Origin of the sequence: Brenneria sp. L4-2C, from assembly GCF_040240335.1 — a bacterium.
In the GTDB taxonomy this organism is placed as follows: Bacteria; Pseudomonadota; Gammaproteobacteria; order Enterobacterales; family Enterobacteriaceae; genus Brenneria.
The window spans coordinates 36,789-50,940 of record NZ_JBEIAC010000023.1; the positions used below are offsets into that span (position 1 = coordinate 36,789).

Here is a 14,152-nt window from a genome sequence, read left to right on the forward strand (position 1 = left end):
ACCGGCAAAAAGCCGGAGCAAACACAACATATACGGACAGAGGATTTATGGCAGAAGAGATAAAACAGGCCAAACTCCATCGGGGTTTAGAGGCCAGACACATTGAGCTGATTGCGCTGGGCGGAACAATCGGCGTCGGGTTATTTATGGGCGCCGCCAGCGCGTTGAAATGGGCCGGGCCTTCGGTGCTGCTGGCTTACATTACCGCCGGGATATTTGTTTTCTTTATTATGCGCTCCATGGGCGAAATGCTGTACACGGAGCCGGTAGCCGGGTCTTTCGCGGTTTATGCCCATAAGTATCTGAGTCCCTTTTTTGGCTACCTGACCGCCTGGAGTTATTGGTTTATGTGGATGGCGGTCGGGATTTCCGAGATCACGGCGATTGGCGTCTATGTGCAGTTCTGGTTTCCCGATTTGCCGCAATGGATACCCGCGATAGCCGCGGTGATTTTAGTGGCGGGCGCCAATCTGGCCGCGGTGCGGCTGTATGGCGAAATCGAATTCTGGTTCGCGATGATTAAAATCACCACCATCATCGCCATGATTATCGTTGGGCTGGGGGTGATTTTCTTTGGTTTCGGCAACCATGGTCAGGCGACGGGATTTGCCAATCTGACGGAGCACGGCGGTTTCCTCGCCGGCGGATGGAAAGGCTTGCTGTTTGCGTTATGTCTGGTGGTCGCCTCGTATCAGGGCGTCGAGCTGGTCGGCATCACCGCAGGGGAAGCGAAAAATCCGCAGGTGACGTTGAAACGCGCCATCAATAATATCCTGTGGCGCATCCTGATTTTCTACGTGGGCGCGATCTTCGTCATCGTAACGATTTTCCCCTGGAATGAAATCGGCACCACCGGCAGTCCGTTTGTGCTGACCTTCGCGAAAATTGGCATTACCGCCGCGGCCGGGATTATTAACTTCGTCGTTCTGACCGCCGCGCTATCCGGCTGCAACAGCGGTATGTATAGCTGCGGGCGCATGCTCTATTCTCTGGCGAACAATCGTCAGCTGCCGGCATGGCTGGGGAAAGTCACGGCGAGCGGCGTACCGGCGGGCGGCGTCGCGATCTCGATTCTCTGCCTGATGGCGGGGTCGCTGCTGAACTACATCCTTCCCAATCCGGAGAAGGTGTTCGTGTACGTCTATAGCGCCAGCGTATTGCCCGGCATGGTGCCGTGGTTTGTGGTGCTGATTAGCCAGATACGTTTTCGTGAGCATCACCGCGCCGCGCTGGCCGTACATCCGTTCAAGTCGGTGCTTTTCCCCTGGGTCAACTACCTGACCATGGCGTTTTTACTGTGCGTGCTGGTGGGGATGTATATCAACCTTGATACCCGGATGTCGCTGATTGTCGGTATGGTGTTTCTGGCTTTCGTCAGTCTTTGCTATTTTGTCCTGGGATTGGGTAAAAAACAGGCGATGATAGGGGCGAAATCCTAGCATAACGGGGAGGGGAGAACGGATTTGCGCGTTATTTGACGTGAAGTGAGCAAAGCATAAGCAAACGCGTCATTTCGATAAAAAAGCACTAGACAGGCACGGGTTAAATCCGTAGTATCCCCTCCCGCAACGGCGCTATGCGCCCGTAGCTCAGCTGGATAGAGCGCTGCCCTCCGGAGGCAGAGGTCTCAGGTTCGAATCCTGTCGGGCGCACCACATAGTTGTGTGCAAGAGCTGCGGTGGTACATTTACCCCGTAAAGGAAGTACCGCGTCAAAGAAGTAATAAAGTGGTATATGGTGGCTATAGCTCAGTTGGTAGAGCCCTGGATTGTGATTCCAGTTGTCGTGGGTTCGAGTCCCATTAGCCACCCCAGATTTAAATGTTTGTGAGTTATGCGAAGGTGGCGGAATTGGTAGACGCGCTAGCTTCAGGTGTTAGTGTCTTAACGGACGTGAGGGTTCAAGTCCCTCTCTTCGCACCACACAAACCAAGCATCAGTGATGCTTAAGCAGTAAAGCAGCAGATTCGGCGAGTAGCGCAGCTTGGTAGCGCAACTGGTTTGGGACCAGTGGGTCGGAGGTTCGAATCCTCTCTCGCCGACCAATTCCCGGCGGTTTTGTCTGCAAGATTGTAGATAAGGCCGAAGAAAACAGCAAGTCGTCATGGCTTGCTGTTTTTTTTCGTTTTTCATCTTCTTCCCTCGATACAGTAAAATCCGCCATTTTCAGGCATAGCCCTTGTTCACGAAGGGGGAATTGCTGCGCGTATTTAAACAGAGATGTATGAGTCGCTTTACGACAGTCTGAAAAACAGATCGAGGTTTCTTTACTTGATGAAGGCTGTTGAGCTCACAAAACCAAAAGGTTATATTCAGATTTTTACATATAAGGGACTATCAGATGAGCATGACATTCGCCGCGCTCTGGAACGCACATCCAGAAATTAAAGGGGATGAGAACCCCTGTCGGCGTAAGGACGGACATAAGGCTTTTGATGACCAGTGCGCCATTAGATTGGGGAGTCAGTATCGAAGGAATTGCATCTGATTTTTTTGACTCTAAAGAAATATGGTTTTGGAAGGTAATTTAACAATGAAGAAATTTCTTTCCTGCTTGATTCCAGCCTTGATTGCTCCCGGAGTTTTAATATTTAGCCTCTCTTTTTCTGCGTCACAATTCGGCCCGTTTTTCGATAGTAGTGACGAAATGGAATCTAACTTGTTAGCTGTTATTGTCGTCGCTGTTTCCCTTTTTATTGCTTATGGCGTTATAAGTTATCGTCTTATCGCGCGCGGATCTAAAAGCATCTTTGTCTCTATTGTCGGGATGATGATAGCGGGCATTATTTTTATATTTCTTGCCGGTTTTTTTCTTGGCGATGTTTTAAAGGTTCAGTATGGTTTTGCCATCATCATTCTTGATGCGGCGATGATAGGTGTGGGTGGGTTATTAGCAATTAAAGCGTCTTCTTGCTATTCCACGCCATGACGCTGGAATTGTTTCCCTTCCGACAGGCGCATCGACAATGCCTGCAAGGTCAAGTGCAGGCCGGCAAAGCTGGGCGGGTAGACCTGGTAGCGCGGCAAACTCACCACCTGTCCGTATTGAAATGCTTTTAAAAAGCGGCGCGCGCCCGGCGCAATGCGCTCAAGGTCGCGGGCCAGACTATCGGCGTTATCGCCATGTTCCGGTAGATAGCTGGTGACGATATAATCGGCGTCGATGACGTCCAGCCACTCGGCGCCAATCACCATACGGTCGCGGCCCGCCGGCACCTGCGAAACGATCGGCAGGCGCCGCAAGCCTAAATCGTCCAGTACCGTGGTTAATGCGCCGTACTCTTTAACGATCTGCAAGCTGCCGTCGCGGCCATTGACCAGCAACGCCACATAGCTCGGCGCGACGGGCTGTCGTTCGAGCAGGCGCTGGCGCGTCGCCGTCAATTCCGCCCGGTAGCCTGCCAGCAATTGCTGAAATTGCGCCTCGCGCCCCAGCCAGGCGGCCAGATCCTGATATAACGCCAGCATTGGCCGTCCCTGTTCGCCATCGAACATCAGGGTCGGCGCTAACGTGGCGAGCTGCGCCCGCAGCGGCGCATAGTCGCCGCTATTAGCCAGGATCAGATCCGGCTTCATGGCGCGGATCCGCTCCAGATCCGGCTTGCCGTGTACCGACGCCAGCGCCAGTCGGGAAAAGTCCAGCCCGAACAATTCGCGCGCGCCGCGCATATAAAAAGACCCATCGGCGGCCAGACGACCGCTGCTGGCCGCCAACGGCGCGCCCAGTTCGTGGATCATCACCGTCAGAGTCCAGTCATGCAGCGAGACAATACGTTGCGGCGCGTCCGGCACCGCGACGGTATAACCGCCATGATCGGTCACCACCCGCCCCTGCGCGAGCGCGCTCAACAGCAGTAATGACCATAGCCAGCTTCGCATCATCCTCTACTCCTTATTATCCCGGCCGCCATGCGGCGCTGCGGGCCACGATCAGAAATCCCAACACGCCGCCCAGCGAGACCAGCAGCCCGGCCGGTACGATCAACGGCAGAAACAGCGTACGTCCGGCGGTATCGGCGCCCAGAAACAGCAACGCGCCCACCAGCAGCGTCACGCCCAGTACCGCGCCGGGCCGTTCGCCCGCCAGACGACGCGCCACGTGGGCGGCAATCAGCCCGACAAACGACACCGGGCCGGCGATGGTCACCACCGGCGCCACCAGCGCCGCCGCCAGCAAGACCAACAGCGGCCGCGAGTAGCGGGGATTGGCGCCGACGGCTGCCGCTTGTTCGCTGCCCAGACGCAACGGCGCCAACGCCCGCGGCGCCATCAGCAACGGCAGCGCCAGCGCCGCGGCCCAGCCGAACAGCCTGACGGCATCCACCGGCGAGGCGGCGGTGAGCGAACCGTGCGACCAGGTGAGCAACTGCACAAACTGATTGATGCCGCCGCTGACCATCACCATCTCCACCGCCGCGCCCAGCGTAATGCTGACCGCCAGGCCGATCAGCACCAGACCCAGCGTGCTGCCTAACCACAGCGACAGCCCCAGCACCAGAATACCGGTGGTCAGCCCGCCGATCAGTCCGGCCGGCGCCAGCCAGGCGGCGGGCAGGCCGAAGGTGACGCCGCCCAGCAGAATGGCGGCGCTGGCGCCCTGAGAGATGCCGATGATGCCGGGATCGGCGAGACCGTTATTGGCGACGATCTGCAACAGGTAGCCAGAGGCCGCCAGCATCGCCCCGCTCAGGATCGCCACGGCGATGCGCGGCGCGCGTAAGCTCAGCACCGCTGCGACATCGTCGTCCGTCGCGCCTTCCGTGGTTAATATCCAGCGCAGGATACGGGCCAGACCCATATCGTCGCTGCCGACGCCAAGCGATATCACGCTTAACGCCGCCAGCGCCAACGCCAGCCATACGGCTACCCAGCCGGGGCGCTGTGGCGCGCGGCTCATGTCGACCGCCGACGTAAGGTGATAACCACCAGCGCCAGAAACGCCATGCCGCCGAACAGCGCCATGACCGTGCCGACATTGAGCAGGCGCGGCGCCAATAAGGTTCGGGCCAGCAGATCGGCCATCGTGAGCAGCGCCGCGCCCAGCAGTAACGCGCCGCCGAGCGGAGCCAGACCGGCGTCGCCCAACCAGAGCCTGGCGATATGCGGCACCACCAGGCCGACAAAACCGATCGGCCCCGCCACGGTAACCGCGATAACGGCCAGCACCACCGAACCGGCTATCGCTATGCGCTGCATCAGACGCGGATCGGCGCCCAGACTGGCGGCCTGATCTTCCCCCAGCGCCAGCAGATCCAGACGGCGCGTCAGCAAGCCCAGCACTAGCAAGGCCGCCAGCGCGGCGGGCCACAGCGTTTGCAGCGTCTGATAATCAAAGATGCCGATGTCGCCCACCAGCCAGCTCAGGATATTGCCGAAAGCGTCCGGATCGAGCGATAGGATAAAGGCGCTGGCCGCGGAAAACAGGGTGGCGCTCATGGCGCCGCCCAGCACCAAATTGAGCGGATCCCGGCTTCCCCGCCCCAGCAGTTCCGCCGCTACGCCGGCGAGCAGCAGGCCGGCCGCGGCGCCGGCCAGCGACGGCCAGAACAACGCGCTGCCGGACAGTCCGCCAAAATGGATGGCCGCCACCGCAAACGCGGTAGCGCCGCTATTGACGCCCAGCGTGGAGGGAGACACCAGATCGTTGCGCAGCACCTTTTGCAGCAGGTAGCCCGCCGCCGCCAGACATCCGCCCACGCCCAGCGCCACCGCCAGCCGGCTCAGGCGCTGTTTGATCACCACCAGATGCAGAAAATTAGCCGCGTCGTAGTCGGTCAGCGCCGCCCAGACGGTGGCGGGCGGCAAGGGACGGGCGCCGCCGCACAGATGCAGCAGCGCCAATACCGGCAGCAGGGCGGCCAGGCCGCTCAAAATTATCGCCGTTCTCATAACAGGGCGTTCTCCGGCAGCGGAATGGTGCGGGCGCCGCAGGGGATGGCGACAGTGCGCACGCCGTATGCCTGCCAGAGCGCCTGCGGGGTCTGTACCTGTTCCGGCGCGCCCTGCGCCAGGATGCGGCCCTGATGCAACAGGATCAGCCGGTCGGCGTACAGGCTGGCGTGGATCAGATCGTGCAGCACCGCCACCACCGCGCGACCCGCGCGCGCTTCGGCGCGGGCGCAGTCCAGCAGCGCGTACTGGTGTTTAAGATCCAGATGGTTGGTGGGTTCGTCCAGCAGCAGCAGCCCGGCGTTCTGGGCGAGCGTCATCGCCATGCGCACTCGCTGCAACTGGCCGCCCGATAGCTCGGCCAGCCGTCGTTGCGCCAGATCCGCCACCGCCATTCTCTCCATCGCCGCCGCCACGTGGGCGCGATCGTCCGGCGTATCGCGCCGCAGCCAACTGCCGTGGGCAAAGCGTCCCATCGCCACCAGATCCGCTACCCGCATACCGGGCGGCGCCAGGCCGGATTGCGACAGCAGCGCCAATCGGCGCGCCAGGCGACGGCGGCTGAACGCCGCCAGCGGGCGGCCGTCGATCCGCACTTCGCCGCCTTGTGGCTTCAGCAGGCCGGCCATCATCCGCAACAGGGTGCTTTTGCCGCAGCCGTTGGGGCCGACAATCGCCAGCAGTTCTCCGCGCCGTACGCTAAACGAAATCCCCGCCAGTACCGGACTCGTTCCATAGCCAAAGCGCAAATCCCGCACCTGCATCGCCTCGCTCATCGAAAGCGCGTCTTCAGCGCCACATACACGCTGCGCGGCGCGCCGGGATGGTTTTCGGTACGGCTGACCGGCGTCTCGATATAATCTTGATCGGTAAGGTTTTTACCGGTGACCGACACCTCCAGCTGCCGGGTCAGTTGATAAGAGACCGTGGCGTCCAGACGGTAGTAGCCGGAGACGCCGAAGCTGTTGTCCAGATCTCCTTTGCGCGCGCCCACCATCTGGACGCCGGCCCCCAGCTTCAGGCCATCCAGCGAACTGCCGGGTTGGAAGCGATAGGTGCTCCACAGGCTGCTGCTCCATTTCGGCACGCCGGTCAGGCGGTTGCCGATGGCATAGTCCTCGTCCTGGGTTATGCGCGCGTCCAGATAGGCGCCGGACCAGATCAGTTCCCAGCCCGGCAGCGGCGTGCCGGTGAGATCCATTTCCAGACCGCGTACCCGCTGGCGTCCGGTCAGCACCGAATAGTCGGAATCCAGCGGATCGTCGGCGGCGATGTTGCGCTTGTTGATTTGGAACAGCGCGGTGGTCAACGACAAACGGTCCGGCAGCAGATCCCATTTCGCCCCGGTTTCCACCTGCCAGCCTTCCTCGGGATCCAGCGACTGGCCGTTGCGCGACTGACCAGCTTGCGGCACGAAGCTTTCCGCATAGCTGGCGTACAGCGAAAGCGGTTCCACCGGCCGGTAGACCAGCCCCAGACGTTTGGTCAGCGCCCAGTCGTTCACGTCGGGATCGCCGTCGCCCACGCGCTGATCCATATGCTGCCGCGCCCGGTCATAGCGTAAGCCCGCCAGCGCTTTCCATTGTTCGGAGAAATCGATTTGGTCTTGCAGGAATAGCGAGGCCATGCGGATGGTGTTGCGAAAGTCGGAATTCAGCGATGGGGTCGGCATAGCGGCGCCGTACGCGGGCTGATAGATGTCGATGGCATCGATATTGGCGCGATAAGACAGGAAATTCATGCGTGAACGGGTATATTGCAGCCCGCCCAGCAGCGTATGGTCGACCTGACCGGTAGCGAACGCCCATTGCGATTCCAGTTGGGCGTCGAATTGGGTGGAGTCTTCCCGACGATCGGTATAGCGCCGCCGCAGGGTGCGGTCGTCATCGCGCAGGTCGCGATAGTCTATGCCGGTATCTTCCACCAGCGCATCGTCGTAGCGCAGGGATCCTCGCAGGGTCCAGGCATCGCTCATTTCATGCTCGGCGCCGAACGAGAAGCGCCGTTTGGCGGCTTCCACCTGCGACCAGCGTTCGCCGAGGAATCGCTCGCGCGGCAAGTTGATCTGGTTGTCCGCGCTCACGATCAGGCCGCGATCGAACGGCTGTTTCTGGCGCGTGTAATCCAGACCGAAATTAAAGCGCGTCGCGTCGGTCGGCTCCCAGCGCACCGCGGTGCTGAGGAATTGCCTGTCGCTGCGCCGGCGTTCATCCACGAAGCCCTCTTCGGTCTGTAAAGCGCCGGTGAGACGGGCGGTCACGCGTTTGTCGTCGGTGAGCGGGCCGCTGACCGAGCCTTCGCCGCGCCGAAAGCCGAAACTGCCGCCTTGCAGCGAGGCGTCGCCTTCCCATTGATAGCTGGGCCGTCGAGTGACGATGTTGATCAGTCCGCCGGGCTCGCCCCGTCCGTACAGCGCCGAGGCCGGCCCTTTCAACACCTCGACCCGTTCGACATTGGCCAGATCCAAAAAGGTTTCCGGCCGATCGCCGGCGGCGTTGAGCATCACGCCGTCGATGGCGTAACCGGGGGAGGAGAACCCCCGAACCAGAAAGGTTTCGGCCCGATTGCCGGAGGTGCCGTTCTGCTGTACCGAGGAAACATTTTGCAGCGCCTCGGTCAATTCAGTGGTCTGACGATCTTCCAGCACCGTGCGCGGCACCACCTGCACGGATTGCGGCAGATCGCGCAGCGCGGTATCGGTTTTGGTGGCGGTGGCCGAACGGGCGGCGCGATAGCCGGTTACCGGGCCGTCGGCGGTTTCCGCGTGGCCCACTACCGTCACCGTATCGCCGCCGGCCGAGGCCTGCGGCTGGTTTTTCACCAGCGTGACGCTATGGGCGTCGCTAATGCTGGTGATTCCGCTGCCCGCCAGCAATTTCGCCAGCGCGTCATCGGCGGACATCACGCCGTTAACCGCCGGCGCTCTGGCTCCCTCGGCGATAGCGGTGGCGTAGGCGATTTGCACGCCGGATTGCTCGGCGAACTGCCGTAACGCGGCGCTCAACGGTTGGCTGGGAAGGCGAAACGCCTGTTTGCGTTCAATGTTTTCCCCGGCCTGCGCGGCGGCGATGGTCTCCGGCAGCAGCGTTAAGGCGCCGACCAGCGATATGGTCAAAAGACGGCGGTGCAGAGGACGGCGACAACTCCGTCCCGTGGTGGCGTAATTCATCACTTCTTCCCCTCAATATTCAGCCATGGACAATCGCCCAACCGGATAGCTAGGCGCTGCCTGTCGCATCCCGTCAGTTGATTGACGCGTCAGGGAGGGATTTGCCTAAACAACAAAGTGAAATTTTTGCAAAAAAAGCGAAGAGACGGGCTCAGGCGATGATGAGTAACAGGCCGGGCACCCGACGTACCGACAGCCCCTGGGTGCGTGCCAACGCCGTCATGGCGGAGAGCGCCCGATCGATGGCGAACACGCCGCTGACCGGCACCGCGCCGGCCGCTCGGGCGCGCAGCACCACTTTTTCCGGCAGGTAGCGGCCCAGTTCCGCCAGCGCGCCGGCCAGCGGGCGTCCCTCGAAAATCACGCGTCGTTCGCGCCAGGCCAGCTCCGTCAGCTTGAACGGCGTCGCCTGCGCCGGCGCTTGCGCCGTCCGATAGTGGGTTTGTTGGCGCGCGGACAGCGTCACGGCGTCAGCGGCCGCCGCTACGCGCACCTGCCCGTCGGTTACGCGCACGGTGGCCATCTCGTCCAGCGCCGTCACCGCGAAGGCCGCCGCCGCCGCGCTGTCGATCACGCCGCCCAGCGCCATGACTTCGAAGGGCGATGCGGCGCTTACCGCCGTCTGGAACAAGGCTTCTCCATGCAGCAGCCGCACCCGCCGCCGCTCGGCGGAAAAATCCAGCGCAATGGCGCTGTCGGTGTTGAGCAGCGCGTCGGAACCATCCGGCAGCCGGATGCGGGCCTGTTGACCGGCGGCCGTGGAAAAGTCTTGCTGCGACCACTGCCACAGCGAAGGCGTCGCCGCCATGACGACCGCCGCCGCCGCGCTTCCCCACAAAAAACGACGCCTGCTCCACAGGGGGGCGGTCGGCGACGCCATACGATCGCCGTCGCCAATTTGGCTCAGCTGCTGCCAAAATGTCCGCTCGTGTTCAAAGGCGCGGCGATGCGCCGGCGACAGTTCGCGCCAGGCATAGAAACGCTGCAACTCTTCACGGCTTATCTGCCCGGAGCTTAAACGAACGATCCATGCGCGCGCCTTAGAGGCGATCTGGCGTTGCTGTGCTGCGTTGTGGTCGGAGTCATCCATGGAGTCGGGCTGCGATTACTTTAGGGGCCAACGGAGAGACTGACGATCGTGGGGCCGCGGCGCATGGCCGGCATCAGTCATCGAATTGATCGCGCAATAAAGCCAGGCGGTCCAGCGCGCGACGGATGTGATAATAAACCGCTTCGTCGCTAATCCCAACTATTTTGGCGATCTGCCGATGGGGAATATGGTCGATGCGGTTCATCAGGAAAATACGTCGGGTTTTCTCCGGCAATTCATCCAGCGCCTGTTGCAGCACATCGATTTTTTCGCGGCCGATCAGCATGCGTTCCGGGGAAACGTTATCCAGCCTTTCTCCCAGCAATTCATTGACTTCCGCATTGATTTCAGCGCGTCGCCGCTCTTTACGGAGATGATCCAGCACGGCGTTATTGACGATCTGGGTAAGAAAGCCGTCAGGATTGCGGATCGCGCCGGGGGTCTCGATGCGCTCGATTTTCAGCCAGGCGTTCTGCACCAGATCTTCGGCGGTGACCCGACAGCCGGTGCGCGCTTGCGCCAATGCTTGCAGACGCGGACGCATTCTGACGAAAAAGCTGTGGAGATTATCGAGCATCGCTTTGTTCATGGTTTCCCGCAGAGGCGTCGGCCCGTTGCGCCGGTTCAGGGCGTGATCCGGGCGACAACCGAAACTCTATTATCAATGATAATAATTATCATTGATAATAGAGTTCTCGCGTTATTACTGTCAATTGTCAATCAGATGCCCTGCCGTCACCCGCGGCGTTAAGACCCCGGAGAAAAGCGGCAGCGCGGATGGCGGTAAATAAAATGCCGAAAAAACAGGTCAATAAGATTAGACTTGCGCTATCGGAGCAGACAAGGTGGAGAGACACTCAATGAACACAGCATCTCAGCATCAGCCGTTGGCGCAGTTTATTCAGGCATTTCGCCGCGACCTGCATCAACACCCGGAATTATCCAATCAGGAAGTTGAAACCACCGGTAAAATCAGGGCGGTATTGGAAAAAGAGGGGATCCGTATTCTGGAACTGCCGCTGAAAACCGGTTTGATCGCCGAAGTGGGCGGGCGGCAGGAGGGGCCGCTGGTGGTGATTCGGTCGGATATTGACGCGCTGCCGATTGAAGAGGAGTCCGGGGTTGAATATACCTCCAGCCGCGCCGGCGTCATGCATGCCTGCGGACATGATTTCCACGCTTCCGCCGCGCTGGGGGCGGCCATTCTGCTGAAGAAGGTTGAAGCGGAGCTAAAAGGCGTCGTGCGTATTTTATTTCAGGCCGCCGAGGAAACGGGATTAGGCGCGCCGACGGTGATCGCCACCGGCGCGCTGGACAACGCGGCGGCGATATTCGGCATTCATAACGATCCGACGCTGCCGGTCGGGGTGGTGGGCGGCAAAGACGGCGCATTGACGGCGGGCGTAGACCGCTTTGAAATCAAGATTGCGGCGAAAGGCTGTCATGCGGCGAAACCGCACGAGGGCAACGATCCGATCGTAATTCTCGGACAGCTCATCAGCGCCGTACAAACGATAATCAGCCGAACCGTCCCCTCGGATAATAACGCCGTGGTGTCCATCACCCAGGTTCACAGCGGCAGCACCTGGAACGTGATTCCCGATACCGCGTACGTGGAAGGCACCGTCAGAACGTTCAGTCAGGCGGCGCGGGAGCTGATTGAGCAGCGCTTGCGTCAGATCGTCGCGGGCATCGCCAGCACGTTTGGCGCCGACATCGAGTTTATCTGGCATGCCGGGCCGCCGTCGGTGGTCAATACGCCGGAGTGGGTCGAGTTTGCGCTGAGGGTGGCGGATGAGGAAGGTTTTGAAGCGCGGCGCGTCGAGGCCAGCCCGATCGGCGAGGATTTCGCGTTTTACCAGCAGAAGCTGCCCGGGACGTTTATGATGGTGGGCTCCGGCGGCCCGTATGCGCTGCATCATCCCAAATTCCGCGTGGACGACCGGGCGCTGTTCCCTACCGCGCACTATCTTTATCAGATGGCGAAGCAAAGTCTCGAACGGCTGACGGCCGATTGAGTTGATAAGCCATACCGCTTGCCGGCCAATTTCTATCATCGCTATGCCGGCGTGAAAACACCGGCAATGCCGCGCCGTCTGGCCCGCCGGAAAGAGACCGGCCGTCGTTAATGGCTCAGTATCTGCTCCAGAAACTGTTGCGTGCGCGGGTGTTTCGGCTGATTGAAAAAGGTTTGCGGCGGCGCGGATTCGATGACGCCGCCGTCGGCCATCAGGATCACGTTATCCGCCACCGTTTTGGCGAACCCCATTTCATGGGTGACGACGATCATGGTCATCCCGGTGTCCGCCAGATCGAGCATCACGTCCAGCACTTCTTTAATCATTTCCGGATCCAGCGCCGAGGTCGGCTCGTCAAACAGCATGATTTCCGGCTGCATGCAGAGCGCGCGCGCAATCGCCACGCGCTGCTGCTGTCCGCCCGATAGCTGAAGCGGGAACTTGTGCGCCTGATTGGCGATATGCACCTTTTCCAGATAGTGCATCGCCAGTTCGATGGCCTGCCGCTTTTTCATCTGTCTGACCAACGTCGGGCCGAGGATCAGGTTATCCAGTACGCTCAAATGCGGAAACAGATTGAACTGCTGGAACAGCATGCCGATGCTCAGTCGGATCCGGCTGATGTTTTTGATGTTGTCGTTCATCTCGATGCCGTTGACCAGAATCTGTCCCTGATGATGTTCTTCCAGCCGGTTAATGCAGCGGATCAGCGTGGATTTTCCCGAGCCGGACGGGCCGCAGATCACCACGCGCTCTCCTTTCGCCACGTTCAGCGAGACGTTGTTCAGCGCCTGAAACTCGCCATACCATTTGCTGACCGATTTGATCTCGATAACCGGTTGCGGGGAAAGTGTACTACTCATGACAAGGCTCCGTGATTAAGCGTTTCAGGATTACGGCTGGCGTCGATACGTTTTTCCACCCACAGGGCATAGCGGGAAAGCGAAAAACCGAACAACAGATAGATGAACGAGATAAACAGGTACGTTTCAATGTAATAACGGCGCCAGAGCGGGTCTTGCATCACCGAACTGGTGGCGGTCAGGATATCGAACAGGCCGATGATAATGACGAAAGAGGTGTTCTTCATGGCGGCGATAATGTGGTTGGTCATCGCCGGCAGACAGATGCGCAACGCCTGCGGCAGAATGATTTTCGTGGTGGTGTGCCAGTAATTCAGGTTGAGCGCGGCGGCGGCCTCATACTGGCCGCGCGGCACCGATTGCAGGCCGCCGCGAATCACCTCCGCCTGATAGCAGGCGAAGAACAGCGCGATGCCGATAATGATGCGCAGCAGTTTGTTGACTTCCATGCCGGCGGGCAGAAACAGCGGGAAGACATTGACGGCCACAAACAGGATGGTAATCAACGGCACGCCGCGCAGGCTTTCGATAAATATCACCGACAGGCTGCGCAAAAAAGGCAACGGCGAACGACGGCCAAGCGCCAGCAGCACGGAAAACGGCATCCCGATCACCACCGTGCCGCTAAACAGCAGGATGGTCAGCGGCAGACCGCCCCATTCGGATGAGGGGACGGGCGGCAACCCCAGAATGCCCCCGCTCATGAGGATCGTCATGACGGCGACGGACAAAATCCACAGCGGCAGCAGAATGCGCGAATGCCAGAAACGCGGCATCAGCGACAGGCTCAGCGTCAGGAACCAGATCGCCATGGCGACGATCGGCCGCCAGTGCTGTTCGTAAGGATAGAGACCGAACAGGATGGGCCGATGTTTCTCGACGATCACCGCCCAGCAGGCGCCCGCGGCCTCCCGGCAGATTTGCGGATCGCGGGTATGCCAGACGGCGTCGATAATTCCCCAGCGCAGCGCCTTATCGCCGACGTACGCCAATAGCGCCGCCAGCAGCAGGGTCAGCAGCGTTTGCGGCAGGCTGCTGAACAGGTTGTTGCGCAGCCAGCGGCAGGAAGTCAGCAGCCGGGGATACGCGCCAGCGAGTGAAAAAAGAGATGACATGGCGCTCTC

General features: G+C 60.3%; 12 protein-coding genes and 4 tRNA genes. 7 read left to right on the plus strand and 9 right to left on the minus strand.

What is annotated here, in order from left to right:
- Positions 1-47 precede the first annotated feature (47 nt).
- From thrP to ABRZ26_RS22005, 6 genes are all read left to right on the plus strand, one after another.
- Positions 48-1,439 carry a bifunctional threonine/serine APC transporter ThrP gene (gene thrP / locus ABRZ26_RS21980; RefSeq protein WP_319606244.1) on the plus strand — a complete coding sequence of 464 codons (1,392 nt, stop codon included), beginning with the start codon at positions 48-50 and terminating at the stop codon, positions 1,437-1,439.
- Positions 1,440-1,578: 139 nt separating this feature from the next.
- A tRNA-Arg gene (locus ABRZ26_RS21985) sits at positions 1,579-1,655 on the plus strand.
- Positions 1,656-1,737: 82 nt separating this feature from the next.
- Positions 1,738-1,813, plus strand: a tRNA-His gene (locus tag ABRZ26_RS21990).
- Between the two features lie 22 nt (positions 1,814-1,835).
- Positions 1,836-1,922, plus strand: a tRNA-Leu gene (locus tag ABRZ26_RS21995).
- 45 nt (positions 1,923-1,967) lie between these two features.
- Positions 1,968-2,044 (plus strand) — tRNA-Pro (locus ABRZ26_RS22000).
- 488 nt (positions 2,045-2,532) lie between these two features.
- A complete protein-coding gene (locus ABRZ26_RS22005; protein ID WP_319606245.1) occupies positions 2,533-2,928 on the plus strand; it encodes a hypothetical protein in 396 nt (131 codons plus the stop codon).
- Here the strand turns inward: ABRZ26_RS22005 and ABRZ26_RS22010 are convergent.
- The 7 genes from ABRZ26_RS22010 to ABRZ26_RS22040 form a co-directional block, all read right to left on the minus strand.
- Positions 2,913-3,881: an ABC transporter substrate-binding protein gene (locus ABRZ26_RS22010; RefSeq protein WP_319606246.1), complete on the minus strand. Its 969-nt coding sequence runs from the start codon at positions 3,879-3,881 to the stop codon at positions 2,913-2,915. The two genes, ABRZ26_RS22005 and ABRZ26_RS22010, sit on opposite strands and share 16 nt — an antisense overlap.
- Positions 3,882-3,894: 13 nt before the next feature.
- Positions 3,895-4,896 carry a FecCD family ABC transporter permease gene (locus ABRZ26_RS22015; protein ID WP_319606247.1) on the minus strand — a complete coding sequence of 334 codons (1,002 nt, stop codon included), beginning with the start codon at positions 4,894-4,896 and terminating at the stop codon, positions 3,895-3,897.
- A complete protein-coding gene (locus ABRZ26_RS22020; RefSeq protein WP_319606248.1) occupies positions 4,893-5,888 on the minus strand; it encodes a FecCD family ABC transporter permease in 996 nt (331 codons plus the stop codon). Before ABRZ26_RS22020 ends, ABRZ26_RS22015 begins: the two co-directional genes overlap by 4 nt.
- Positions 5,885-6,664 carry an ABC transporter ATP-binding protein gene (locus ABRZ26_RS22025; protein WP_319606249.1) on the minus strand — a complete coding sequence of 260 codons (780 nt, stop codon included), beginning with the start codon at positions 6,662-6,664 and terminating at the stop codon, positions 5,885-5,887. The genes ABRZ26_RS22020 and ABRZ26_RS22025 overlap by 4 nt, the downstream gene beginning before the upstream one ends.
- Entirely contained in the window at positions 6,661-9,057 is a 2,397-nt protein-coding gene (locus tag ABRZ26_RS22030) for a TonB-dependent siderophore receptor (protein WP_319606250.1), read from the minus strand. The genes ABRZ26_RS22025 and ABRZ26_RS22030 overlap by 4 nt, the downstream gene beginning before the upstream one ends.
- A gap of 151 nt (positions 9,058-9,208) precedes the next feature.
- Positions 9,209-10,147, minus strand: a complete 939-nt coding sequence (locus ABRZ26_RS22035) for a FecR family protein (protein ID WP_319606251.1) — start codon at positions 10,145-10,147, stop codon at positions 9,209-9,211.
- Positions 10,148-10,220: 73 nt separating this feature from the next.
- The gene (locus tag ABRZ26_RS22040; protein WP_319606252.1) at positions 10,221-10,736 is read right to left on the minus strand and encodes an RNA polymerase sigma factor; all 516 of its coding nucleotides are present in this window, start codon (positions 10,734-10,736) and stop codon (positions 10,221-10,223) included.
- A 271-nt stretch (positions 10,737-11,007) separates the two neighbouring features.
- Between ABRZ26_RS22040 and ABRZ26_RS22045 the strand changes: the two genes are divergently transcribed.
- On the plus strand, positions 11,008-12,165 hold the full coding sequence (locus tag ABRZ26_RS22045; RefSeq protein ID WP_319606253.1) for an amidohydrolase: 1,158 nt from the start codon (positions 11,008-11,010) through the stop codon (positions 12,163-12,165).
- 107 nt (positions 12,166-12,272) lie between these two features.
- Here the strand turns inward: ABRZ26_RS22045 and ABRZ26_RS22050 are convergent, their stop codons facing one another.
- Together ABRZ26_RS22050 and ABRZ26_RS22055 are read right to left on the minus strand one after the other, a co-directional pair.
- Positions 12,273-13,028: an amino acid ABC transporter ATP-binding protein gene (locus tag ABRZ26_RS22050; RefSeq protein WP_319606254.1), complete on the minus strand. Its 756-nt coding sequence runs from the start codon at positions 13,026-13,028 to the stop codon at positions 12,273-12,275.
- The gene (locus ABRZ26_RS22055; protein ID WP_319606255.1) at positions 13,025-14,143 is read right to left on the minus strand and encodes an amino acid ABC transporter permease; all 1,119 of its coding nucleotides are present in this window, start codon (positions 14,141-14,143) and stop codon (positions 13,025-13,027) included. The genes ABRZ26_RS22050 and ABRZ26_RS22055 overlap by 4 nt, the downstream gene beginning before the upstream one ends.
- Positions 14,144-14,152 lie beyond the last annotated feature (9 nt).

Coding starts and splice junctions, on each gene's coding strand:
- thrP (WP_319606244.1), top strand. CDS start 48: ATGGCAGAAGAGATAAAACAGGCCAAACTCCATCGGGGTTTAGAGGCC.
- ABRZ26_RS22005 (WP_319606245.1), top strand. CDS start 2,533: ATGAAGAAATTTCTTTCCTGCTTGATTCCAGCCTTGATTGCTCCCGGA.
- ABRZ26_RS22010 (WP_319606246.1), bottom strand. CDS start 3,881: ATGATGCGAAGCTGGCTATGGTCATTACTGCTGTTGAGCGCGCTCGCG.
- ABRZ26_RS22015 (WP_319606247.1), bottom strand. CDS start 4,896: ATGAGCCGCGCGCCACAGCGCCCCGGCTGGGTAGCCGTATGGCTGGCG.
- ABRZ26_RS22020 (WP_319606248.1), bottom strand. CDS start 5,888: ATGAGAACGGCGATAATTTTGAGCGGCCTGGCCGCCCTGCTGCCGGTA.
- ABRZ26_RS22025 (WP_319606249.1), bottom strand. CDS start 6,664: ATGAGCGAGGCGATGCAGGTGCGGGATTTGCGCTTTGGCTATGGAACG.
- ABRZ26_RS22030 (WP_319606250.1), bottom strand. CDS start 9,057: ATGAATTACGCCACCACGGGACGGAGTTGTCGCCGTCCTCTGCACCGC.
- ABRZ26_RS22035 (WP_319606251.1), bottom strand. CDS start 10,147: ATGGATGACTCCGACCACAACGCAGCACAGCAACGCCAGATCGCCTCT.
- ABRZ26_RS22040 (WP_319606252.1), bottom strand. CDS start 10,736: ATGAACAAAGCGATGCTCGATAATCTCCACAGCTTTTTCGTCAGAATG.
- ABRZ26_RS22045 (WP_319606253.1), top strand. CDS start 11,008: ATGAACACAGCATCTCAGCATCAGCCGTTGGCGCAGTTTATTCAGGCA.
- ABRZ26_RS22050 (WP_319606254.1), bottom strand. CDS start 13,028: ATGAGTAGTACACTTTCCCCGCAACCGGTTATCGAGATCAAATCGGTC.
- ABRZ26_RS22055 (WP_319606255.1), bottom strand. CDS start 14,143: ATGTCATCTCTTTTTTCACTCGCTGGCGCGTATCCCCGGCTGCTGACT.